Here is a 22,311-nt window from a genome sequence, read left to right as displayed (position 1 = left end):
CTGTCGTCAAACTTCCGTCTGCCCCGCGACGCCTTGCACGCGCTCTCGCCGCACCGGGCGGAAGCCCGAGTACGTCCAGTACGAGGGCTGCCGCCCGGCACGCCGAGAGCACGCACCAGACGCCGCGGGGCCGCCCTCCGGGCGACGACGGCAGTTTGACGACAGGCCCTAGCAAACCCGGAAGGAGGCCGTCGGCAACCTCTCGCTCGACCCCTCGGTCTCGGCGGTCAACTGGGCGGCGGCACCCGCCCAATGAATTGAACACGTTCAGCCCGGCTGGCACTATGGATCCAGGACGGTCACCGGGGGGCGGGCATGCGTCAGAAGCGGTCGTACGGGCGGGTCGTGGCCGTCTCGGTCCTGGTGGGCTACCTGGAGGTCGCGCTCGCCGCCGTGGTCGTACTGCTGTACGTCCAAACGCAGCCGCCGCCGGACGTGCCGCCCGACTACGGCTGGATCGCGGCGGGCCTCTTCTCCCTCGCGGGCCTCACCGGCGTCATCGGGTTCCTGCTGACCCTGCTCTTCGTGCTGCCGGCGGTCGCGCTGTCCGACCTCCTCGGCCGCCGGCTCGGCGAGCGGGCGGCGTGGTGCGGCGTGCCGCCGCTGGTGGCCGCCCTGCTGGCGCCGCCCGTCTGGGTCTTCGCCTCGTACAACGACGCGCAGACCCGGCCCACGCTGCTCTTCTGGGCCGCGGCCACGGCCTCGCTGTCGGCGGGCGCGCTGGCCGCGCGGCCCCGGGATGCGGGGCCGGCACGGCGGGTGGCGCTGTGGGGCGGGGCGCTGGTGGCGGGGACGGGCCTCTTCGGCGCCCTCGGCCTCGCCACCGGCCTGCTGCCCGCGTACGAGCCGCCGGCGATCGGCCCGCGGACCCTGCCCGGCACCTGGGCCGACCATACGGTCGGCACCCTGACCTTCACCCCGGACGGCCGGGTCACGGCCTCCGGCATCGGCGTGCACCGCCCCGGCGACCACCCCAGCGGTCCGTCGCAGCGGTGCTCGGGCACCGGCACCTGGTCGTACGAACCCGGCCGGGACGCCCGGTCCCAGCGGGTCCGCGTGGACGTCCCGGGGTGTTCCCGGGCGGAATGGGGCGTCAGCGGCACCGAGCGGCAGCCCCGGATCCACCAGGAGATCGGCAGCCCGGGCTCCGGCAGGCTGTACCAGCTGCGGAAGGCTACTTCAGCGTCGCCGAGGTGAGGCCCGCCTGGATCTGGCGCTGGAAGGACAGGTAGACCACCAGCATCGGGATCATCGCGATGGTCACGCCGGCGAACAGCACCGGAAGGTCCGTCTCGTAGCCCATCTGGTACTGGAGCTGGATCAGGCCCTGGGTGAGCATGTAGCGCTCGGGGTCCGAACCGCTCTGGGGCTGCATCAGCACCGAGGGCAGGATGTACTGATTCCACTGGCCCAGGACATTGAATATCCCCACGCTGATCAGGCCCGGCTTGGCCATCGGCAGCATCACCTGGAAGAAGATCCGGGTGTCGGAGGCCCCGTCGATCACCGCCGCCTCGTGCACCGCCGTCGGGAGGGTGCGGAAGAAGGAGTGCATGAAGAAGACGGTGAACGGCATCGAGTAGGCGACGTAGACCAGGATCAGCCCCTGGTACGTGTTGAGCATGTCCAGGCGCTTGACCATGAAGAACAGCGGTACGAGCGCCAGGAAGACGGGGAACATCGCCCCGCTGACGAAGAAGTAGTAGATGATCCGGTTGCCCCGGAAGGGGTAGCGGGCCAGGACGTACGCGGCCATGGAGCCGAGCAGCATGGTCAGCGGGACCGAGAAGGCCATCACGATCAGGGTGTGGCCGAAGTAGCCGCCGATGCCCTTGTCCCAGGCGCGGCCGAAGGCGTCGAGGTGCCAGTTCGAGGGCCAGCTGAGGGCCGAGGCGCCGATCTGGGTGTCGGTCTTGAACGAACCGAGCGCCAGCCAGACCAGCGGCAGGACGATCAGTAGCGCCCAGACGGCGAGGAAGCCGTGGGAGAAGACGTTGAGCGCCATCCCGTCGGAGCGGCGGTCGGCGCCGCCCCGGGAGCCGCCGCCGGCGCCGGGCCGCTCGGCCGGGGGCTCGCCGGGCGCCTTGATCACTGTGGACTCTGCGGTCATCGTGGGCTCCTCTCAGAACTCGATGCGCTCGCGGCGGGTGGCGCGCAGCGTGACGATGGAGAGGATCATGGTCAGGACGAGCATGACCACACCCATGGCGCAGGCGTATCCGCTCTTGCCGAAGTACAGGAAGTTGCGCATCAGCACCGTGGCCATGACCTCGCTGTGGTGGTCGGGTCCGCCGCCGAACTGGCCCGAGGTCATGGTCGACACCAGGACGAACATGTCCATCGCGGCGATGCCCAGGTAGACCGCGGAGGTCTGCACAGAGTCCCACAGCAGCGGCAGCGTGACCCGGAAGAAGGTCTGGGCGCGCCCCGCGCCGTCGAGCAGCGCGGCCTCGTAGATGTCCTTCGGCACGGACTGCATGGCCGCCGAGAAGAGGACCAGGTAGAAGCCGACCCCGTGCCAGACCACCACCAGCAGCAGGCACCACAGGACGAGGTCCGGGTCGTTGAGCCATTCGACGGGGCGGGCCGGGTCGACGAGGCCGGCCCAGGCGAGGAACCCGTTCAGCAGGCCGCCCTCGTCGCTGCGGTAGACCGCTCCGAAGAGCACCGCGAGGATGGCGAGGGAGAGGACCTGCGGGAAGAAGTAGACGACCTTGTAGAAGGCCGATCCGCGCACCCCCCGCACCCCGCCGGCCCCGCTGCGCCCTCCGGCGTTCACCATGAAGGCGAAGAAGAGGGCCAGCAGGATGGTGATCACGGGGACGAACACCAGGAGCAGCAGGTTGTGCCAGAGGGCGCCGCGGAAGACCTCGTCCCCCATCAGGGCGGAGTAGTTCTCCAGGCCGACGAAGTCGAACGTCGGCGACTGCCCCGACCAGTTGGTGAACGAGTAGCCGAACGTCTGAACGTACGGCCAGATGACGAAGGTCAGGTACAGCGCGAGCGGCAGGACGAGGAAGCCGGCGACGAAGCCGGTGGTCCTTCCCCTGCGCCGGGCTACTTGGCTCATGGTGTCCGTCCCTGATGACGCTGCCGGTGAGACGTGGGGTCAGCTGCGGTGGTTGTTCTTCGCGTTGGGGTCCTTGGCAGCCTTGTCTACCGCAGCCTGGGCCCGCTTGATCCACTCCTTTGGCTGGATCCGCTGGGCCATCAGCTCATTGGACGCGTTCTGGATCTCGGAGTCCATCTCGCTGTACCACTCGGGGTAGAGGTAGTTGAAGGTGTTCTCCCCGGCGGCCTTGACCGCGGCGACGGCCGACTGGGTGCCCGGGCGGAGCTTGACGCCGGGGTCGACGCCGTCCTTGACGACGGTGAGGGAGTTGGCCTGCTGGGCGAAGATCGTCGACCACTCGCGGGAGAGCATGGAGCGCAGGAACTCCAGTCCGCCGGCCTTGTTGGCGGCCTTCTCCGGGACGATGAAGGCCTCGTTGGCGCCGGCCCGGATGGCGGTGAAGGGCAGCTTGCTGTCGGCGAGCACGGGCACCGGCAGGAACTTCATGTCGAAGTCCTCCGGGGTCTGCTTGAGCTGCTCGTTCTCCAGCCAGGAGCCGGAGGGGATGAAGGCCGCCTTGTACTGGTTCCAGGCGGTCTGGGACTCGGTGTGGGTGAGGCCGTTGGTGCCGGGCATGAGGTAGCCCTTCTCGACCACCTCGTAGACGGCCTCGACGGCGGCCAGGGCGGCGGGGTTGCCCTCGAAGGCGTTCGGCGCGAGGTTGTCGATGGCCTTCATGGCCTCCAGACCGCCCTTCTTGGCGATCAGGTCCATGATGACGACGTTGATGTAGTACGGGTACTTCCCCTGGTGGGCCAGGCCGCCGATGCCGGCTTCCTTGGCCTTGGCGCAAACGGCCAGGAACTCGTCCCAGGTCTTGGGCTCGGTCCAGCCCTTCTCCTTGAAGAGCTTGCCGGAGTACCAGAGGCCGAAGACGGTGTAGACGTAGTTGAGGGCGACGAACTTGCCGCCCTGGCTGCCCTGTTGGACCGTGCCGGCGATCAGGGTGTCGCGGATCGTCTTGTTCGGGTCGTCGAGCGAGGGGGCGTCGAGGAGCGGGGACAGGTCGGCGAGCTGGCCGCCCTTGGCGAGGACGTCGATCTTGATCATCTGGGCGCCGGAGTCGTTGACGACGTCCGGCGGGTTGCCGGCGTTGAAGCGGGGCTGGAGCTTGGCCGCGATCTCCTGGGTGCCGAGGTGGGAGCTGGCGGTGCCCCACTTCTTGTCGAACGCGGCCTCCCAGGCCTTGGCGTAGTCGTCGCCGAAGCCGCCCTTGAAGATGACCACGTCGAGCTTGCCGCCCTTGGCGAGGCCGAAGGGGTTCTCCTTGGACACGACCCCCTTGTCGGGGCCTTTCGTGGTGTCCCCGCCGCCGGAGGCGCAGGCGGACAGGAAGCTCATCGTCGGCACGCTGATCAGTCCGAGCGCCGCGGAACGCTTGATCAGATCACGGCGGCCGAGGCCCTCACCGGTGGATCCCATGCTCATGTCCTCGCCTTCGTCAGGTGTGTGAAGGAGGCCGGAAATCGCGGCAGTTCCGTGCATGCGGGCATCGCCGCAGGTCCCCCGGCTTCCCCCCGGCCCGGGGCCGCTTCTCACGCGGTGGCCCGGACGCGCACAGGTATAGTCCACTTCCGCTCGGCTCAGCAAGATCGTGCGCAAGGATCGTTCCCGGCTTTTCCGAGTTGAGACCTGTCCGTCACCTGGGACCGCCGCCGCGAAAAGCGGAAGGGCCGCACCCCCTTGACGGGGGTACGGCCCTATGGTGCCGACAGACGGCGGATCGCTCCGCCTGGCGCGCCCTTAGCCGCGGATGAGGTTCCGCAGGACGTACTGCATGATGCCGCCGTTGCGGTAGTAGTCGGCCTCACCCGGCGTGTCGATGCGGACGACCGCGTCGAAGGAGACACCGGTGTCGGTGGTGACCTTGACCGTGCGCGGGGTGGTGCCGTTGTTCAGCTCCTCCACACCGGAGAAGGAGAAGGTCTCCTCGCCGGTGAGGCCCAGGGAGGCCGCGGTGGCGCCCTCGGGGAACTGCAGGGGCAGGACGCCCATGCCGATCAGGTTCGAGCGGTGGATGCGCTCGTAGGACTCGGCGATGACGGCCTTGACGCCGAGCAGCGCGGTGCCCTTGGCCGCCCAGTCGCGGGACGAGCCGGAGCCGTACTCCTTGCCCGCCAGGATGACCAGCGGGATGCCGGCGGCCTGGTAGTTCTGGGAGGCGTCGTAGATGAAGGAGACCGGCGCGCCCTCGACGGTGAAGTCGCGGGTGAAGCCGCCCTCGGTGCCCGGCGCGATCTGGTTGCGCAGGCGGATGTTGGCGAACGTACCGCGGATCATGACCTCGTGGTTGCCGCGGCGGGAACCGTACGAGTTGAAGTCGCGGCGCTCGACGCCGTGCTCCGTGAGGTACTTGCCGGCCGGGGTGTCGGCCTTGATCGCACCGGCCGGGGAGATGTGGTCGGTGGTGACCGAGTCGCCCAGCTTCGCCAGCACGCGGGCGCCGGCGATGTCGGAGACCGGGGTGGTCTCCATCGTCATGCCCTCGAAGTAAGGGGGCTTGCGCACGTAGGTGGACTGCGGGTCCCACTCGAAGGTGTTGCCGGTCGGGATCGACAGCGCCTGCCACTGGGCGTCACCCGCGAAGACGTCCTCGTAGGACTTCGAGAACATGTCCTCGCCGATGGCGTTGGCCACGACGTCGTTGACCTCGGCCTCGGAGGGCCAGATGTCCTTGAGGAAGACCGGGTTGCCCTCGGCGTCGGTGCCGATGGCCTCCGTCGTGATGTCCACCTTCATGGAGCCCGCGATGGCGTACGCGACGACCAGCGGCGGGGAGGCCAGGTAGTTCATCTTGACGTCGGGGTTGATGCGGCCCTCGAAGTTGCGGTTGCCCGAGAGGACCGAGGTGACCGCGAGGTCGTGCTCGTTGATCGCCTTCGAGATCTCCTCGTCCAGCGGACCGGAGTTGCCGATGCAGGTGGTGCAGCCGTACCCGACGAGGTTGAAGCCCATCTTGTCGAGGTACGGGGTCAGGCCGGCCTTGTCGAAGTAGTCGGTGACGACCTTCGAGCCCGGGGCCAGGGTGGTCTTGACCCACGGCTTGCGGGTCAGGCCCTTCTCGACCGCCTTCTTGGCCACGAGCGCCGCGGCGACCATGACGTAGGGGTTCGAGGTGTTGGTGCAAGAGGTGATCGCGGCGACGGTGACGGCGCCGTGGTCGATCTCGAAGGAGGTGCCGTCGGCCAGGGTGACCTGGGTCGGGCGGGTCGGCACACCGTTGGTGGCGGCCGGGGCGTCGGAGGCCGGGAAGGACTCCTTGCCCGCCTCGTCGGCGTCGTCCACGTAGTTCAGGACGTCGACCGCGAACTGCTGGGCGGCGTTCGCCAGGACGATGCGGTCCTGCGGGCGCTTCGGGCCGGCGATGGAGGGGACGACCGTGGAGAGGTCGAGCTCCAGCTTCTCGGAGAAGTCCGGCTCGGCGGCCGGGTCCAGCCACAGGCCCTGCTCCTTGGCGTACGCCTCGACGAGCGCGACCTGCTGCTCGGAGCGGCCGGTGAGCTTGAGGTACTTCAGCGTCTCGCCGTCGATCGGGAAGATCGCGGCGGTGGAGCCGAACTCCGGCGACATGTTGCCGATGGTGGCGCGGTTCGCGAGGGAGGTGGCGGCGACGCCCTCACCGTAGAACTCGACGAACTTGCCGACGACGCCGTGCTTGCGCAGCATCTCGGTGATGGTGAGCACGAGGTCGGTGGCGGTGGTGCCGGTGGGCAGCTCGCCGGTCAGCTTGAAGCCGACGACGCGCGGGATCAGCATGGAGACCGGCTGGCCGAGCATCGCGGCCTCGGCCTCGATGCCGCCGACGCCCCAGCCCAGCACGCCGAGGCCGTTGACCATGGTGGTGTGCGAGTCGGTGCCGACGAGGGTGTCGGGGTACGCCTGGCCGTTCCGGACCATGACGGTGCGGGCCAGGTGCTCGATGTTGACCTGGTGGACGATGCCGGTGCCCGGGGGGACGACCTTGAAGTCGTCGAAGGCGGTCTGGCCCCAGCGCAGGAACTGGTAGCGCTCCTTGTTGCGGCCGTACTCCAGCTCGACGTTCTGGGCGAACGCGTCCTTGGTGCCGAACTTGTCGGCGATGACGGAGTGGTCGATGACCATCTCGGCGGGCGAGAGCGGGTTGATCTTCGCCGGGTCGCCGCCGAGCTCCTTCACGGCCTCGCGCATGGTGGCGAGGTCCACGACGCAGGGCACGCCGGTGAAGTCCTGCATGATCACGCGGGCCGGCGTGAACTGGATCTCCTGGCTGGGCTGCGCCTGGGAGTCCCAGCCGCCGAGCGCCCGGATGTGGTCGGCGGTGATGTTCGCGCCGTCCTCGGTGCGGAGCAGGTTCTCCAGCAGGACCTTCAGGCTGTAGGGAAGGCGGGCGGCGCCCTCAACCTTGTCCAGCCGGAAGATCTCGTACGACTCGTCGCCCACCTGCAGCGTGCTGCGGGCGTCGAAGCTGTTCGCCGACACGACAGTCTCCTTCATGCATGATCTCGCGCGTATAACCGCAATCCTGCCGCCACGCCCTGTGGCCAATCCGCTAAGGTAAGGCTAAGTTAGGTAACCCTTACCAGCGGGGGCGGCTGCGGTACGCCTTCGGCAGATATCTCGATGTCGAGATAACTCTAGTACATGTCCGGGGGCGGGGACGAGGTGCGCACCTCGCGGCCCGCCGGAGCCGTCCACCAGGCGGCCGCTTCGGCATGCCCGGACACCGGCCGGGCGGCGGGACGACAGTACGCGCGACCCGGCCCCGGCCCCGGCCGCCACGGCGTGCGACACCGCCCCCGACCCGCCGGACGCGAGACGCGCCCATGGGTGGAATTTCGCGCGTACCGGGACAAAGGGGAGTTGACGCGTCGGCCGTGGAGTCCGCGCGGCTCAAGCCGGGTTGGGCCGGGGGTGGAATCTGACGGTCGATAACACCCGTACGCCACACCCCACGCGGATCACATCTCATATCTGAGATACGGTGCACCCATGGCAGACGACTACCTCGTACGCATCGGCAAGCTCATCCGTGACGCCCGGCAGCACCGCGGCTGGACGCAGAGTCAGCTCGCCGACGCCCTCGGCACCAGCCAGAGTGCCGTGAACCGGATCGAGCGCGGCAATCAGAACATCAGCCTTGAGATGATCGCCCGGATCGGCGAAGCGCTCGACAGCGAAATCGTCTCCCTCGGCTACGCCGGCCCGATGCACCTGCGCGTCGTCGGCGGCCGCCGGCTGTCCGGCGCCATCGACGTCAAGACGAGCAAGAACGCCTGCGTGGCGCTGCTGTGCGCCTCCCTGCTGAACAAGGGCCGCACCGTCCTGCGGCGGGTGGCCCGCATCGAGGAGGTCTACCGGCTCCTCGAGGTCCTGAACTCCATCGGCGTCCGCACCCGCTGGATCAACGAGGGCGTGGACCTGGAGATCGTCCCGCCGGCCCGCCTCGACATGGACGCCATCGACGCGGACGCGGCCGTCCGCACCCGCAGCATCATCATGTTCCTGGGCCCGCTGCTGCACCGCCTGGACCAGTTCCGCCTGCCGTACGCCGGCGGCTGCGACCTCGGCACCCGCACCATCGAGCCCCACATGATCGCCCTGCGCCGCTTCGGCCTGGCCATCACCGCCACCGAGGGCATCTACCACGCGAAGGTCGAGGCGGGGGTCGCCCCCGACCGCCCGATCGTCCTGACCGAGCGCGGGGACACGGTCACCGAGAACGCCCTGCTGGCCGCGGCCCGCCACGACGGCGTCACCGTCATCCGCAACGCGTCCTCCAACTACATGGTCCAGGACCTGTGCTTCTTCCTGGAGGCGCTCGGCGTCAAGGTCGAGGGCATCGGCACCACCACCCTGACCGTCCACGGTGTTCCCGTCATCGACGTGGACGTCGACTACTCCCCCTCCGAGGACCCGGTCGAGGCGATGAGCCTCCTGGCCGCCGCGGTGGTGACGGAGTCCGAACTCACCATCCGCCGCGTCCCGGTCGAGTTCATGGAGATCGAGCTCGCGGTCCTGGAGGAGATGGGCCTCGACCACGACCGCTCGGCGGAGTACGTGGCCGACAACGGCCGCACCCGGCTGATCGACCTCACGGTCCGCCCCTCCAAGCTCGAAGCCCCGATCGACAAGATCCACCCGATGCCCTTCCCGGGGCTGAACATCGACAACGTCCCGTTCTTCGCCGCCATCGCCGCGGTCGCCCAGGGCAAGACGCTGATCCACGACTGGGTGTACGACAACCGGGCCATCTACCTGACCGACCTCAACCGGCTCGGCGGCCGCCTCCAGCTCCTGGACCCCCACCGCGTCCTGGTCGAGGGCCCCACCCGCTGGCGCGCCGCCGAGATGATGTGCCCCCCGGCCCTCCGCCCGGCCGTGGTCGTCCTCCTCGCGATGATGGCCGCCGAGGGCACCTCGGTCCTGCGCAACGTCTACGTCATCAACCGCGGCTACGAGGAGCTCGCCGAGCGCCTCAACTCGGTGGGCGCCCAGATCGAGATCTTCCGCGACATCTGACGGGCGTGATGGGAAACCCCTGACTCGGGCGGGGTCGCGCGTTTAGGCTGCGGCGGTTTCCGTTGTCGATCTCGGGGGTTGATCGTGTTCCAGCGTCGGGGTGTCGCCGTGGCCGGTGTCGTGGGGGCCGTCGTGCTGTTGGCCGGCGGGTGTGGGGGCGGGGCTGCGGAGAAGGGCGCGGGCGGCGGGAAGCCCGGTGCGGCGGCCTCCGTCCCGGCGTCGGCGTCGGCGTCGGCGTCGGCGTCGGCCAGTGCGTCGGCGCCGGCCGTGATGCCGGCGGTGGTCGGGCAGAAGTTCACCGACGCCGAGGCGCTCGTGCGGCAGGTGGTCAGCAGCGGGCAGGTCCAGGCCCGTGGGGCGAACGCCGCTGTCATAGTGGCCCCGGACCACGGTCAGTGGGAGGTGTGCTTCCAGACGCCGGCGGCGGGCACCGCGGTCGCCGCCGACGCCGCCGTCGAGCTGTCCCTCGTCAAACCCGGGACCTCCTGCCCGGACGCGCCCGGCGCCCCGGCGAAGTCCTCGACGGCGCCGAAGTCCCCGTCCGTGCCGGCGCCCGCGCCCACCACCCCCAGGCCCAAGCCCGCCACCCAGGGGCCGACCGACACCTCCACCGGCGGCAGCGGCGCGGGCGGCAGCGTCTACTACAAGAACTGTGACGCCGCGAAGGCGGCCGGGGCGGCGCCCATCCGGCGCGGCCAGCCCGGCTACCGCGAGGCCCTCGACCGGGACAAGGACGGCATCGCCTGCGACAAGTAGGCCAGTGCGGCGATATTCGGCCGGATGGCTGGGCGGGGGTCGATCCGCGAGGGGGCTGCGGGCAGAATCGCCCTCGTCGGACGGTGTCTAGAGGCGGGGGCGGCGAATGGCCGGTACGGCGGAGGTTCCGGGACTGGAAGGGGTGCCGCTGATCGGGTCGCTCTTCGACCTCAAGGCGGACTCCCTCGGGACCTACGAGCGGGCCCGGCAGCGGCACGGGGACGTCGTACGGATCAGCGCAGGGCCGCCCGGGCTGCGCGCCGAGCTGTACTGCGTGTTCTCCGCCGAGGGCGCCCAGCGGGTGCTGGCCTCGGAGGCGGCCAACTTCCGCAAGGACAACCCCTTCTACCAAGAGCTCCGGGACTCCTTCGGCAACGGCCTGCTGACCAGCCAGGACGAGGACTACCTGCGCCAGCGGCGGCTGGTCCAGCCGCTGTTCACCCGCAGGCGGGTGGACGGCTACGCCGGGGCCGTCGCCGCCGAGACCGAGGACACCCTCACCGCGTGGGCCGAGGCCCGGGACGGGGTCGTCGACGTCTCGGCCGAGATGATGCACCTGGCCCTGCGCGCGGTCTCCCGGATCCTGTTCGGAGCGGACGTCGACACCACCGTGGACGTCGTGCACCGGTGCTTCCCCGTCCTCACCGAGTACGTGCTGCGCCGCGGCTACTCCCCCGCCAACCTCCCGCGCGCCTGGCCGACCCCGGGCAACCGGCGGGCGGCCGCCGCGCTGGACGAGCTGTACGCCGTCTGCGACGGGATCATCGCCCAGCGGCGCGGGGCTTCCTCCGGGCCTGCCGGGGGCGATGACCTGCTGACGCTGCTCGCCGGTGCGCGCGGCGAGGACGACGCCGTCTTCGACCCCGCCGAACTCCGCGACCAGGTGCTGGTCTTCCTGCTGGCCGGGCACGAGACGACCGCCACCTCGCTGGCCTTCGCCCTGCACCTGCTCGGCCGCCACCCCGAGGAACAGGCCCGGGCCAGGCGGGAGGTCCTGGACGTGCTGGGCACCGGGCGCACCCCCGAGGCCTCGGACCTCGAACGCCTGCCCTATCTCACCCAGGTGCTCAAGGAGGCCATGCGGCTCTACCCGGCCGCCCCGGTGATCGGGCGCAAGGCCGTCGCCGCCACGGAGGTCGGGGGCCACACCATCCCGGCCGGCGCCGACGTGATCCTGGCGCCCTGGGTGACGCACCGCCATCCCCGGTACTGGAGCGACCCGGAGCGCTTCGACCCCGGCCGCTTCGCGCCGGAGGCCGAGGCCGGGCGGCACCGCTACGCGTGGTTCCCCTTCGGCGGCGGGCCGCGCGCCTGCATCGGCCAGCACTTCTCGATGCTGGAGTCCGTGATCGCCCTGGCGATGCTGCTGCGGGCGTACGAGTTCGAGGCCGTGGACCGGGAGGTCCCGGTCAGCGCCGGGATCACCCTGCGGGCGGAGGGCCCGGCGCGCTGCCGGATCCGCCGCGTGGAGGTCTAGGCGTCGGGATCAGGCCGGGCTAGCGGTAGTCGTCCGGGTGGTCCTGCATCCAGGTGTTGATCTGGTCCCGGGTACCGGTCAGGGCGCTCTGGTGCTTCTTCAGGTTCTCGAAGCCGCGGTCGCCGCCCAGTTCCTTGTCGAGCTTGGCGATGAGGGCGATCGGCTCGGGGAAGTGGCCCGGCCCCTTGGGGTCGGCCTTCATCGCCCGGTCCAGGCGGTGGAGCTCGTCGTGGACGCGGCCGAGGAAGTAGGCGCAGTTGCCCGGGGTGCAGGAGTCGTTCAGGGTGGCCTGGAGTCCGGCGAAGGCGTCCCGGACGAGCTCGGGCGGCGGGGAGGGCAGGGAACTGGCGGAGGTCCTCGGGCCGGGCGTCGCGGCCGGACCGGGCGTGCCCGTGGCCGGCGTGCCGGTGCTAGGGGCGCTCGGGGACGCGGCGGCGGGGGCCGGCGCGGAAGGCGAGGCGGGCGACGACGGGGCCGCCGAGGCCTTCGCCTTCGGCTCGGCATCGCTCCCGCAGGAGACGGTGAAGGCCGCCAGGGTGACGGTCAGGGCTGCGGCGGCGGCGCCGCGCACGGTGGATCGGAACATCGGTTTTCCCCCCGGTTTGCGATGAGCCGCCGAGCCTACCTGGCGTCTTCCTCCGGGACGGCCGCCGGGGTGTGGTTGCCCTGGAGCCGTGCCAGGTCGGAGGGCCGGACCTGGATGGCGAAGAGCGCGATGACCGCGCCGGCGAGCGTGAAGAGCGACGCCGCCACGAAGGAGGCGCTGATCCCCGAGGTGAGCACCTGGTCGGCCCAGGGGTCGGGGAGCCGGCCGGTGCGGGCGAAGAGGGCCTTCTGTTCGGGGCCGGCCGTGGCGAGGAAGGCCGGGACCAGTTCCTTCGCCTCGTTGCGGCTGGCCGTGCCGAAGACGGTGACGAGTATCGACAGTCCGAGCGAGCCGCCGACCTGCTGCATGGAGTTGAGCAGCCCGGAGGCGGCGCCGGACTCCCGGTCGGGGACGTCGGAGAGTGCCATCAGGGTGAGCGAGACGAACTGCAGTCCCATGCCGGTGGCGAACAGCAGGAGCGGGCCGAGAATGCTGCCCGCGTAGGTGGAGTGGGCGTCGGTGAGGGTCATCCAGCCCAGTCCCGCCGCGCAGCACAGCGCGCCGGCGACCATGAAGGGCTTGGGCCCGAACCTGGGCAGCAGCCGCGAGGTGACCCCGGCGGCGAGGGCGACCATGACGCTGACCGGCAGGAAGGCCAGTCCGGCCCGCAGCGGGCTGAAGTCGAGGACGTTCTGCACGAACAGGGTCAGGAAGAAGAACATGCCGAAGATCGCGCAGGCGAGGAAGAGCATGATCCCGTACGTCCCGGCCCGGTTGCGGTCGGCGAACATGTGCAGTGGGGTGATGGGCTGGGGCGAGCGCCGCTCGTTGAGGACGAACAGGAGCAGCAGGACCACCGCGGCGGCGAAGGAGCCGAGGGTGAACCCGTCGCGCCAGCCCTGCTGGGAGGCGCGGATGAAGCCGTAGACGAGGGCGACCATGCCGCAGGTGCCGAGCAGCGCGCCGGTGAGGTCGAAGTGTCCGGGGTGGCGTGCGGACTCGCGCAGGACGCGGGCGGCCAGTACGGCGATGAGCAGGGCGATGGGGACATTCACGAAGAGCACCCAGCGCCAGTCGAGCCATTCGACGAGCACCCCGCCCGCGAGGACCCCGATCGCGCCGCCGCCCGCGGAGACGGCGGCGAAGACGCCGAAGGCCCGGTTGCGTGCCGGGCCTTCGCGGAAGGTGGTGGTGATCAGCGCGAGCGAGGTCGGGGAGGCGATGGCGCCGCCGACGCCCTGGAGGGCGCGGGCGGCCATCAGCTGGCCGGCGTTCTGGGCGAGTCCGCCGAGGAGGGAGGCCAGGCCGAAGAGGAGGACGCCGAAGACGAAGACGCGCTTGCGGCCGAGGATGTCGCCGGTGCGGCCGCCGAGCAGGAGCAGGCCGCCGAAGGTGAGGGTGTAGGCGTTGACGACCCAGGAGAGGCTCTCGGTGGAGAAGTCGAGGGCGGTCTGGATGTGTGGTAGCGCGATGTTCACGATGGTGATGTCGAGCACGACCATGAGCTGACAGCTGGCAATCACGAACAGGGCCAGCCCGTTTCCGCTCCCTCGGACCTTGCCGTCGGTCCCGTTGTTCTTCGGCAGCGCGTTCGGGTCCACTAGTCGACGCTATGCCCGTGGACCAGGGGTCACCACTCGAATGGTCTATGCTATGTGATATTGCACATGCCACACTGAGATCATGGACGATTTCCTCGCGCTGTCCGCCGACACGGGCCGCTTCACCCACGGCTCACCCCGCGCCTTCTCCTTCGGCGACGACGGCCGCCTCCTCTGGTTCCTGCGCTCCACGGGCCCCACCGACGCCCTCGAAAGCCTCTGGGTCCTCGACACCGCCACCGGCGCCGAAACCCGGCTCGCCGACCCCCGCGCACTCTCCCCCGAGCCCGGTGAACTCCCCCTCGCCGAACGCCGCCTGCGCGAACGCACCCGCCTCGTCGCCGCCGGGATCGGCTCGTACGCCCTCTCCGGCGACGGCCGCCGCGCCGTCTTCCCCCTCCACGGGAAGCTGTACGGGGTCTCCCCCGACGACGGAGGCACGCCCGCCCCGGTCCCCGCCCCCGGCCCCGCCCTCGACCCGCGTCCCAACTCCAACGGCTCGCGCACCGCGTACGTCGTCGACGACGCCCTGTACGTCCACCCGGGCGGCCGTGTCAGCCCCGCCGACGGGGCCCGCTGGGGCATCGCGGAGTTCGCCGCCGCCGAGGAACTCGGGCGCGCCCGGGGCCACTGGTGGTCCCCCGACGGGATCACCCTGCTCGCCGCCCGCGTCGACGAGAGCGCCCTCCAGCGCCGCCACTTCGCCGACCCGGCGCACCCGGAGCTGCCGGCCGAGGACTTCGCGTACCCCGAGGCGGGCGGCCCCAACGCCGACGTACAGCTCTGGGTGCTCGGCCCGGACGGGAACCGGGTCCGGCTCGACTGGGACGCCGCCGCCTACCCGTACGTCTCCGACGCGGGCTGGGACTCCCCGACGGAGATCCTGCTCACCGTCCAGGACCGGCTCCAGCGGAACGTGCTCCTGCTCGGCGCCGACCCGGCCACCGGCCGCACCACGGAGCTGTCCCGCACCACGCATCCCCAGTGGGTGGACCCCCTCGTCCCCGGCACCCCGGCACGGCTGCCCGACGGGCGGATGCTCACCGCCGCCGACAGCCCGGACGGGGCCGCGCGCGGCCTCGCCCTGGACGGGAAGCCCCTCACCGGCGAGGGCGTCCAGGTCCGCCGGGTGGCCGGGCTCCACGGGGGCCGGCTGCTGATCGAGGCCGGGCTCCGCGACCCCGCCGAGCAGCAGGTGCTGCTGCTGGACCCCGACGGCGGGCAGCTCACCCCGCTCGCCGACGGCCCCGGGGTGCACACCGTGTCCGCCTCGGCCGGGACGCTGCTGCTGACCGCCGCCGACGCCGACGGGATCCGGCGCACCGTACGCACCCCCGACGGGCGGGAGTCCAGCCCCGCCGACCTGTCCGCCCCGCTGCCCTACCGGGTGCGGCCGCTCCTGGAACGGGTCACCGAGCACGGCATCCCGACCGCCCTCGTCCTGCCCCGCGGCCACGTCCCCGGGCGGCGGCTGCCCGTACTGGTGGACGGCTACGGCGGCCCCGGCTTCCAGGACGTGTCCGCCGAGCCGCGCCGCTGGCAGGCCCGGCAGTGGTGGGCCGACCAGGGCTTCGCCGTGGTCACCGCCGACAACCGGGGCACCCCGTACGTCTCCCCCGCCCACACCCACGCCGTGTACCGGGGTTTCTCCGAGGTCACCCTGGACGACCAGGTCGCGGCCCTCCACGCGCTCGGCGAACGCCACCGCGACCTCGACCTCGGCCGGGTCGGGATCCGCGGCTGGTCCTACGGCGGCTACCTGTCGGCGATGGCCGTGCTGCGCCGCCCCGACGTCTTCCACGCGGCGGCCGCCGGCGCCGCCCCGACCGACTTCCGCCACTACGACACCGCGTACACCGAGCGCTACCTCGGACTCCCGCAGGACCAGCCCGAGGTGTACGAGCGGGACTCGCTGATCCCCGACGCGCCCCGGCTGACCCGGCCGTTGCTGCTGGTCACGGGCCTGGCCGACGACAACGTCCACCCCTCGCACACCCTGCGGCTGTCCCGCGCCCTCACCGACGCGGGGCGCCCGCACCAGCTGCTGGCGCTGCCCGGCGTCACGCACATGACCCCGGGCGGCACGCGGGAGAAGATCATGGCGCTGGAGCTGGAGTTCTTCCGCCGCGAACTGGGCCTGTAGCCGCCGCGGACACGAGGAGGGCCCCGCGGACGGCGTCGTCCGCGGGGCCCTCCCCTTTTCCCCGGGGTCCCCGTCGGCACCCGGGCCCTTTCGCCTACACCAGATGACAGGCCACCTCGCGCGAGGCGACGGGCCGCAGCGGCGGCCGCTCGGTGCGGCAGATCTCCTGCGCCAGCGGACAGCGCGGGTGGAAGGTACAGCCCGGGGGCGGGGCGGCCGGGCTCGGCGGGTCGCCGAGCAGCACGATCCGCTCGCGCCGCCGTTCCGCCTCCGGGTCGGGCAGCGGTACGGCGGACAGCAGCGCCCGGGTGTACGGGTGCTGCGGGTTCTCGTACAGGGACTTCTTGTCCCCGGTCTCGACGATCCGGCCGAGGTACATGACCGCCACGCGGTCGCTGACCCGCTTGACCACCGAGAGGTCGTGCGCGATGAACACGTAGGCCAGGCCCAGTTCGGCGCGCAGCCGCTCCATCAGGTTGACGATCTGCGCCTGGACGGAGACGTCGAGGGCGGAGACCGGCTCGTCGGCGATCACCAGCCGGGGGCTGGTGGCCAGCGAGCGGGCGATGCCGATGCGCTGGGCCTGGCCGCCGGAGAACTCGTGCGGGTAGCGGTCGATGTGCTCGGGGATCAGCCCGGTCAGCTCCATCAGCTCGGCGGCCCGCCGCCGGGCGTCGGCCGCGCTCCAGCCCTGCACCAGCAGCGGATCGGAGATGATCCGGGCCACCGTCTGGCGGGGGTTGAGGGAGGAGTGCGGGTCCTGGAAGACCATCTGGACGTTCCGGCGCATGGGCCGCAGAGCCGCCTGGGAGAGCCGGCTGATGTCCTGTCCGTCGAAGGTGATGCTGCCGGAGGTGGGTTCCAGCAGGCGTACGAGCATCCGGCCGGTGGTCGACTTGCCGCAGCCGGACTCCCCGACGAGGCCGAGGGTGTGCCCGGCCTCCAGGTCGAAGGAGATCCCGTCGACGGCCCGGACGCTCGCGGCCCGGCGCCCGGTCAGCGACCGCTTGCCGGGGAAGGTCATGGTGAGGTCCCGTACGGAGAGCAGCGGGCCGGCCGGGGCGTCCGGCCGTGCGGCCCGGTCCTGGCCGGTGGCCGGGGCGGTCATCGGGGCACCTCCGTGGTGGGGGCGGGGGCCGGTGCGGGGCCGGCGAAGTGGCAGGCCGCCGTCCGGGCGGGGGACCCGAACGGGCGCAGCTCGGGCAGTTCGCCCGTGCAGCGGTCCCGCTCCCCCGGCGGGCCGGAGGCGGCGCGCGGGCAGCGGGGGGCGAAGGCGCAGCCGGGCTCCCGGTTGAGGAGCGAGGGCGGGGAGCCGGGGATGGAGGGCAGCGGTGCGTCGTCGGGGCTGTCGAGGCGGGGCAGGGAGTCGAGCAGGCCCCGGGTGTAGGGGTGGGCGGGGTCGGCGAACAGTTCGTCGGCCGGGGCCTGTTCGGCGGCCCGGCCGCCGTACATGACGAGGACCTCGTGGGCGACGCGGGCCACCACCCCGAGGTCGTGGGTGATCATCACGACGCCGAGGCCGCGTTCCTCCTGGAGGCGGGCGATCAGTTCGAGGATCTGCGCCTGGACGGTGACGTCGAGGGCGGTGGTCGGCTCGTCGGCGATGAGCAGGTCGGGTTCGCAGGCCAGGGCCATGGCGATCATCGCGCGCTGGCGCATGCCGCCGGAGAACTGGTGCGGGTACTCCCCGGCCCGCCGGGCCGGTTCGGGGATGCCTACCTCGCCGAGCATGTCGACGGCGCGTTTGCGCGCGGCGGACCGGCCGGCCCGGAAGTGCACCCGAAAGTGCTCGGCGATCTGCTCGCCGACGGTGTAGTAGGGGTGCAGGCTGGACAGCGGGTCCTGGAAGATCATGGCCATCCTGCGGCCGCGGACCTTGGCCAGTTCCTTCTCGGGGAGGCCGGTGAGCTCCTGGCCGGCGAGGGTGACGGAGCCGCTGACCTGGGCACCGGTGCGGTGCAGGCCCATGACGGCGAGGGAGGTGACGGACTTCCCGGAGCCGGATTCGCCGACGATGCCGAGGGTGCGGCCCGCTTCGACGGCGAAGCCGAGGGAGTCGACGGCGCGTACGGTGCCGCGCGGGGTGGTGAACGTGACGCTGAGGTCGCGCACTTCGAGCAGCGGGGTGGTCATCAGTACCTCACCCTCGGGTCGACCACGGCGTACAGGAGGTCGACGGCGAGGTTCGCGACGACGATGAAGAAGGCGGCGAGCAGGGTGACCCCGAGGACCACGGGCTGGTCGGAGCTGACGAGCGCCCCGTAGAAGAGCCTGCCGATGCCGGGGAGTCCGAAGATGGACTCGGTGATGACGGCTCCGGCGAGCAGCCCGCCGAGGTCCATGCCGAAGATGGTGAGGATCGGGGTCATGCCGGAGCGCAGCCCGTGTTTGACGACGACGGTCCGCTCGGGCATGCCCTTGGCGCGGGCGGTGCGGATGTACGGCTCGGCCATCGCCTCGATCATCGAGCCGCGGCTCTGGCGCGCGTACATGGCGGCGTAGAGCAGGGCGAGCGCGGTCCAGGGCAGGAGCAGGTTCGCGGCCCAGGCGAGCGGGTCGTCGGTGAAGGCCTGGTAGGCGGGGTAGGGCAGCAGGCCGGCGGTGCGGATGACTCCGTAGATGAGCAGGACGGAGGTGAAGTAGACGGGCAGGGAGGCGGCGGCGACCGCGCCGACCATGAGGGCCTTGTCGGTGGCGGTGTCCTTGCGCAGGGCGGCGGTCACGCCGGCGCCGAGGCCGAGCAGGAGCCAGAGTGCGGCGGCGCCGACGGCGAGCGAGGCGGAGACGGGGAGGCGGTCCATCAGCAGGTCCCAGACCGGCAGGGAGTTCTCGTACGAGTAGCCCAGGCACGGGAAGTCGCACTGGACGGCGTACTGGCCGGAGCCGAGGGTGCGGCCGGTGAAGATGCCGGTGAGGAAGTCGGCGAACTGCTTCCACAGGGGCTGGTCGAGGCCCAGGTAGGCCCGTACGTCGGCCAGCCGTTCGGCGCTGCAGGTCTTGCCGCAGGCCGCGGCGGCCGGGTCGGAGGGCAGGACGTGGAAGATGAGGAAGGTGACGGCCGCGATGGCGAGGAGCACGCCGCTCAGTGCGAGCAGGCGGCGCAGCAGGTAGAGGATCAACTGCGGCCGCCCCTCGGGTCGAGGATGTCGCGCAGGGCGTCGCCGAGGAGGGTGAAGGCGAGGACGGCGAGGAAGAGGAAGGCGCTCGGGATGACGAAGTACATGGGGTCGGTCTCGTAGAAGGCCACGGACTCGGCGATCATCTGGCCCCAGGACGGGGTGGGCGGGCGGACCCCGACGCCGAGGTAGCTGAGCGCGGCCTCGGTGCTGATCATGCCGGGGATGAGCAGGGTGGTGTAGGCGATGACCGGGCCGGAGACGCCCGGGAGGATGTCGCGGGTCAGGATGCGCCAGGCACTCGCGCCGCCGACGCGGGCGGCGTCGACGTACTCGCGGTGTTTGAGGGAGAGGGTCTGGCCGCGGACGACGCGGGCGACGCCGGGCCAGCCGAAGAGCCCGATGACGGCGGTCATGAGGACGATGCGGTTGACGTCCTTGGCCACCGACAGCATCGCGATCATGAAGATCAGCGAGGGGAAGGACATGGTGAGGTCCATCAGCCGGGACAGGACGGCGTCGGTGCGGCCGCCGAAGTAGCCGGCCGCGATGCCGGCGGCGGTTCCGGTGAGGACGACGATGGCGGTGGCGGCGAAGGCGATGAGGAGGGAGACCTGGGCGCCGTGGACGACGCGGGCGAACAGGTCGCGTCCGGTGACCGGTTCGACGCCGAGCCAGTGCTCGGGGCTGATCCCGCCGAGGGGGCCGAGCGGCAGGCCGCCGAGGTAGGGGTCGACGGCGCTCTTGTCGAACTCCTCCGGGGACCAGCCGCCGAGGGCGCCCAGCCAGGGGGCGGTGACGGCCATCAGGACGAAGAGGAGGACGACGAGGGCGCTGACGCGGACGGCGGGGCGGCGGCGCAGTTCCCGCCGGGCGAGCTGCCAGGGACTGCTGCCGGGGGGAGGCGCCGGGGGCCGCGGGGTGGCGGGGGCCGGGGTGCCGTCGGGGCCGGCTGCGCGGCCGTCCGGGGCGGGTGCGGTGGTGGCCATGGTGTCGTGGGCTCCGGACGCCTCAGCCCTGGCTCTTCGAGGGGTCCTTGAGGCCGATGGTGCCGTAGTCGATGGTGCCGGTCCAGACGGGGTGGCCGTAGGCGCCGGCGATGTTGGTGCCGACGAGCAGCGGCTTGCGCTCCAGCAGCACCGGGACGGACGGCGACTTCTTCATGATCTCGGCGTCGAGGTCGATCCAGGCCTGGTTGGCCTGCTTGGCGTCGGCCATGGCGTTGATCTCGTCGATCCGCTTCATGACGGCTTCGTCGCGGAACTGGGAGTAGTTGCCCTGGTTGCCCTTGTCCTTGATGGTGCGTCCGTCGAAGACGAAGGGGATCCAGGTGGAGCCGGAGGGGTAGTCGGGGCACCAGCCGGTGAGGGTCATGTCGGGCGTGGTGGAGAGGTCGCCGATGACGTCGTAGTAGGCGCCGGGGTCGACGGTGTCGATGACCACCTGGACGCCGGCCCGGGACAGCCCCTGCTGGATGGCCTCGGCCTTGGCCTTGTCGCCGGTGGAGACGGACAGGGAGACCTTCAGGTTCTCCTTGCCCGCCGCCTTGAGGAGTTCCTTCGCCTTGGCGGGGTCGCCGGACGGGGCGATCTTGAGGGTGTCGGCCTGCTTGCCGCCGGACAGGGCCGGGGGCAGGTAGGCGGTGGCGACCTCGTTGAGGGCGGGGCCGCCGCCGGCGGTGACGACGGCCTCCTTGTCGACGGCGTACTGCATGGCCTCGCGGACCTTGGGGTCGTCGAAGGGGGCGCGGGAGTTGTTCAGGTGGAGCATCTCGGTACAGCCCTGGGACTCGGCGAGCAGGCGCGCCTTGACGTCGGGCTTGGGCAGCACCTTGGGGGCGCTCTCGGGCCGCATGTCCTGGTACTCGACGGCGGAGGCGTCGGCGCCCTCTCCGGCGATGATCCGGTCGTCGATCTGGCCGCCCTTGAGGCCCATCACGACCACGAACCTGTCGGGGTAGGCCTTGCGGACGGTGTCGGTCTTCGGGTCCCAGTGCTCGTTGCGGACGAGGACGAGCTTCTTGTCCCGGTCGTACCTCTCGATCTTGTACGGGCCGGAGGAGAAGGGGCGGGCGTCGTACTGGGTGCCCTTCTCCTGGGACTGCGGGACGGGCGCGAAGGTCGGCAGGGTGGCGGTGGCGGAGAACTCGGCGACGGGGCGCTTGAGTTCGAAGACGATCGTCCGGTCGTCGGGGGTCTTCACCGAGTCGAGGTGCTGCCCCTGGAGGGGGCCCTTGTAGCCCTCGGTGCCGGCCAGGTACTGGGCGGCGTAGTCGGGGCCGCCGGTGAGGTCGGGGGCGAAGGAGCGCTCGACGTTGTACTTGACGTCCTGGGCCTTGACGGGGCTGCCGTCCTCGTACTTCAGGCCCTCCTTGAGGGTGAAGGTCCAGGTGCGGCCGCCGTTGGAGGGGGTGCCGAGGTCGGTGGCGAGGTCGGGGACCAGTTCGCCGCCGGCCTTGCCGGGCTCGGCCTTGAAGGTGACGAGGGTGCGGTAGAGGAGCCGGGTCGCGAAGTCCATCGTCGGCATCACCCAGTTGCGGGCGGGGTCGAGGTGGGCGAAGTCCTGGTTGGACAGGACCGTGAGGGTGCCGCCCTTGACGGGGGTGCCGCCGAGGACCTTCCCGTCGTTGGCGGCGGCCGGGTTGGAGGCTCCGCCGCCGGCCGCGGGGCCCTTCCCGGTGTCGGAGCAGCCCGTGGCGCCGAGGACGAGCGTCGCCACCAGGGCGGTGGCGAGGGTGAGCTGGGTGCGCTTGGTCATGGGTCACTCCAGGGAAGGGCCGCGCTTTAGGGTGTGACCGGTAACATAGTAATGTGAAATTGCACTGACAAGAGGTAGCCGCCGCCGTTATCCAGCCGTGTCCGAATCCGGCCCGGGGAAAAGCGAGTTGGGCCCGGACCACCAGGTCCGGGCCCAACGGGTGCACAGGGCCGGGGCCGCCCCCGCCCCGGGGGAGCGGCCCCGCCCGTCTCGGGTGTGCGGCCCCGCCCGTCTCGGGTGTGCGGCCCCCGTCTCGGGTGTGCGG

The 22,311-nt window shown here is 71.3% G+C and carries 16 protein-coding genes; 5 read left to right on the top strand and 11 right to left on the bottom strand.

Annotation, left to right across the window (positions count from 1 at the left end; translation table 11 throughout):
- Positions 1-315: 315 nt before the first annotated feature.
- Positions 316-1,197 carry a glycosyltransferase family protein gene (locus tag AC069X_RS07820; protein ID WP_478726203.1) on the top strand — a complete coding sequence of 294 codons (882 nt, stop codon included), beginning with the start codon at positions 316-318 and terminating at the stop codon, positions 1,195-1,197.
- Here AC069X_RS07820 and AC069X_RS07815 read toward each other — a convergent pair.
- From AC069X_RS07815 to acnA, 4 genes are all read right to left on the bottom strand, one after another.
- Entirely contained in the window at positions 1,175-2,110 is a 936-nt protein-coding gene (locus tag AC069X_RS07815; RefSeq protein ID WP_478726201.1) for a carbohydrate ABC transporter permease, read from the bottom strand. The genes AC069X_RS07820 and AC069X_RS07815 overlap by 23 nt on opposite strands.
- A gap of 12 nt (positions 2,111-2,122) precedes the next feature.
- Positions 2,123-3,070 (bottom strand): carbohydrate ABC transporter permease, encoded by a 948-nt coding sequence (locus tag AC069X_RS07810; RefSeq protein ID WP_478726200.1) that lies wholly within the window; start codon positions 3,068-3,070, stop codon positions 2,123-2,125.
- Positions 3,071-3,109: 39 nt separating this feature from the next.
- A complete protein-coding gene (gene ngcE / locus AC069X_RS07805) occupies positions 3,110-4,534 on the bottom strand; it encodes an N-acetylglucosamine/diacetylchitobiose ABC transporter substrate-binding protein (RefSeq protein WP_478726371.1) in 1,425 nt (474 codons plus the stop codon).
- A 321-nt stretch (positions 4,535-4,855) separates the two neighbouring features.
- Complete coding sequence (gene acnA / locus AC069X_RS07800) at positions 4,856-7,570, bottom strand: aconitate hydratase AcnA (protein WP_478726198.1); 2,715 nt, start codon at positions 7,568-7,570, stop codon at positions 4,856-4,858.
- A 510-nt stretch (positions 7,571-8,080) separates the two neighbouring features.
- On the opposite strand from acnA, the gene AC069X_RS07795 reads away from it, so the two are divergent.
- From AC069X_RS07795 to AC069X_RS07785, 3 genes are all read left to right on the top strand, one after another.
- Positions 8,081-9,610: a helix-turn-helix domain-containing protein gene (locus tag AC069X_RS07795; RefSeq protein ID WP_478726197.1), complete on the top strand. Its 1,530-nt coding sequence runs from the start codon at positions 8,081-8,083 to the stop codon at positions 9,608-9,610.
- 84 nt (positions 9,611-9,694) lie between these two features.
- A complete protein-coding gene (locus tag AC069X_RS07790) occupies positions 9,695-10,366 on the top strand; it encodes an excalibur calcium-binding domain-containing protein (RefSeq protein WP_478726195.1) in 672 nt (223 codons plus the stop codon).
- Between the two features lie 106 nt (positions 10,367-10,472).
- Positions 10,473-11,843 (top strand): cytochrome P450, encoded by a 1,371-nt coding sequence (locus AC069X_RS07785; protein WP_478726193.1) that lies wholly within the window; start codon positions 10,473-10,475, stop codon positions 11,841-11,843.
- A 19-nt stretch (positions 11,844-11,862) separates the two neighbouring features.
- Here the strand turns inward: AC069X_RS07785 and AC069X_RS07780 are convergent, their stop codons facing one another.
- Both AC069X_RS07780 and AC069X_RS07775 read right to left on the bottom strand, forming a co-directional pair.
- Positions 11,863-12,429: a hypothetical protein gene (locus AC069X_RS07780; protein WP_478726192.1), complete on the bottom strand. Its 567-nt coding sequence runs from the start codon at positions 12,427-12,429 to the stop codon at positions 11,863-11,865.
- Between the two features lie 35 nt (positions 12,430-12,464).
- Complete coding sequence (locus AC069X_RS07775) at positions 12,465-13,931, bottom strand: MFS transporter (protein WP_478726369.1); 1,467 nt, start codon at positions 13,929-13,931, stop codon at positions 12,465-12,467.
- Positions 13,932-14,112: 181 nt separating this feature from the next.
- On the opposite strand from AC069X_RS07775, the gene AC069X_RS07770 reads away from it, so the two are divergent.
- Positions 14,113-16,173 (top strand): S9 family peptidase, encoded by a 2,061-nt coding sequence (locus tag AC069X_RS07770; RefSeq protein ID WP_478726190.1) that lies wholly within the window; start codon positions 14,113-14,115, stop codon positions 16,171-16,173.
- Positions 16,174-16,267: 94 nt separating this feature from the next.
- Here the strand turns inward: AC069X_RS07770 and AC069X_RS07765 are convergent, their stop codons facing one another.
- From AC069X_RS07765 to AC069X_RS07745, 5 genes are read right to left on the bottom strand one after another with little or no spacing between them, the layout of a single operon-like run.
- Positions 16,268-17,281: an ABC transporter ATP-binding protein gene (locus tag AC069X_RS07765; RefSeq protein WP_478726188.1), complete on the bottom strand. Its 1,014-nt coding sequence runs from the start codon at positions 17,279-17,281 to the stop codon at positions 16,268-16,270.
- On the bottom strand, positions 17,278-18,306 hold the full coding sequence (locus tag AC069X_RS07760) for an ABC transporter ATP-binding protein (RefSeq protein WP_478726186.1): 1,029 nt from the start codon (positions 18,304-18,306) through the stop codon (positions 17,278-17,280). The genes AC069X_RS07765 and AC069X_RS07760 overlap by 4 nt, the downstream gene beginning before the upstream one ends.
- Positions 18,306-19,292, bottom strand: a complete 987-nt coding sequence (locus tag AC069X_RS07755) for an ABC transporter permease (protein ID WP_478726185.1) — start codon at positions 19,290-19,292, stop codon at positions 18,306-18,308. Before AC069X_RS07755 ends, AC069X_RS07760 begins: the two co-directional genes overlap by 1 nt.
- Positions 19,289-20,278: an ABC transporter permease gene (locus tag AC069X_RS07750; RefSeq protein WP_478726183.1), complete on the bottom strand. Its 990-nt coding sequence runs from the start codon at positions 20,276-20,278 to the stop codon at positions 19,289-19,291. The genes AC069X_RS07755 and AC069X_RS07750 overlap by 4 nt, the downstream gene beginning before the upstream one ends.
- Before the next feature lie 22 nt (positions 20,279-20,300).
- Positions 20,301-22,046, bottom strand: coding sequence for an ABC transporter substrate-binding protein (locus tag AC069X_RS07745; protein WP_478726181.1), 1,746 nt, complete (start codon positions 22,044-22,046; stop codon positions 20,301-20,303).
- Between the last annotated feature and the right edge of the window lie 265 nt (positions 22,047-22,311).

Source organism: Streptomyces sp. NPDC043896 (assembly GCF_056435605.1).
Note: the sequence above shows the minus strand (reverse complement) of the source record. Positions and strands in the feature narration are given on the sequence as shown.

Bases quoted from the DNA above. Each gene is read 5' to 3' on its own strand.
- AC069X_RS07820 (WP_478726203.1), top strand. From the start codon at position 316: ATGCGTCAGAAGCGGTCGTACGGGCGGGTCGTGGCCGTCTCGGTCCTG.
- AC069X_RS07815 (WP_478726201.1), bottom strand. From the start codon at position 2,110: ATGACCGCAGAGTCCACAGTGATCAAGGCGCCCGGCGAGCCCCCGGCC.
- AC069X_RS07810 (WP_478726200.1), bottom strand. From the start codon at position 3,070: ATGAGCCAAGTAGCCCGGCGCAGGGGAAGGACCACCGGCTTCGTCGCC.
- ngcE (WP_478726371.1), bottom strand. From the start codon at position 4,534: ATGGGATCCACCGGTGAGGGCCTCGGCCGCCGTGATCTGATCAAGCGT.
- AC069X_RS07795 (WP_478726197.1), top strand. From the start codon at position 8,081: ATGGCAGACGACTACCTCGTACGCATCGGCAAGCTCATCCGTGACGCC.
- AC069X_RS07785 (WP_478726193.1), top strand. From the start codon at position 10,473: ATGGCCGGTACGGCGGAGGTTCCGGGACTGGAAGGGGTGCCGCTGATC.
- AC069X_RS07780 (WP_478726192.1), bottom strand. From the start codon at position 12,429: ATGTTCCGATCCACCGTGCGCGGCGCCGCCGCCGCAGCCCTGACCGTC.
- AC069X_RS07775 (WP_478726369.1), bottom strand. From the start codon at position 13,931: ATGGTCGTGCTCGACATCACCATCGTGAACATCGCGCTACCACACATC.
- AC069X_RS07770 (WP_478726190.1), top strand. From the start codon at position 14,113: ATGGACGATTTCCTCGCGCTGTCCGCCGACACGGGCCGCTTCACCCAC.
- AC069X_RS07765 (WP_478726188.1), bottom strand. From the start codon at position 17,281: ATGACCGCCCCGGCCACCGGCCAGGACCGGGCCGCACGGCCGGACGCC.
- AC069X_RS07760 (WP_478726186.1), bottom strand. From the start codon at position 18,306: ATGACCACCCCGCTGCTCGAAGTGCGCGACCTCAGCGTCACGTTCACC.
- AC069X_RS07750 (WP_478726183.1), bottom strand. From the start codon at position 20,278: ATGGCCACCACCGCACCCGCCCCGGACGGCCGCGCAGCCGGCCCCGAC.
- AC069X_RS07745 (WP_478726181.1), bottom strand. From the start codon at position 22,046: ATGACCAAGCGCACCCAGCTCACCCTCGCCACCGCCCTGGTGGCGACG.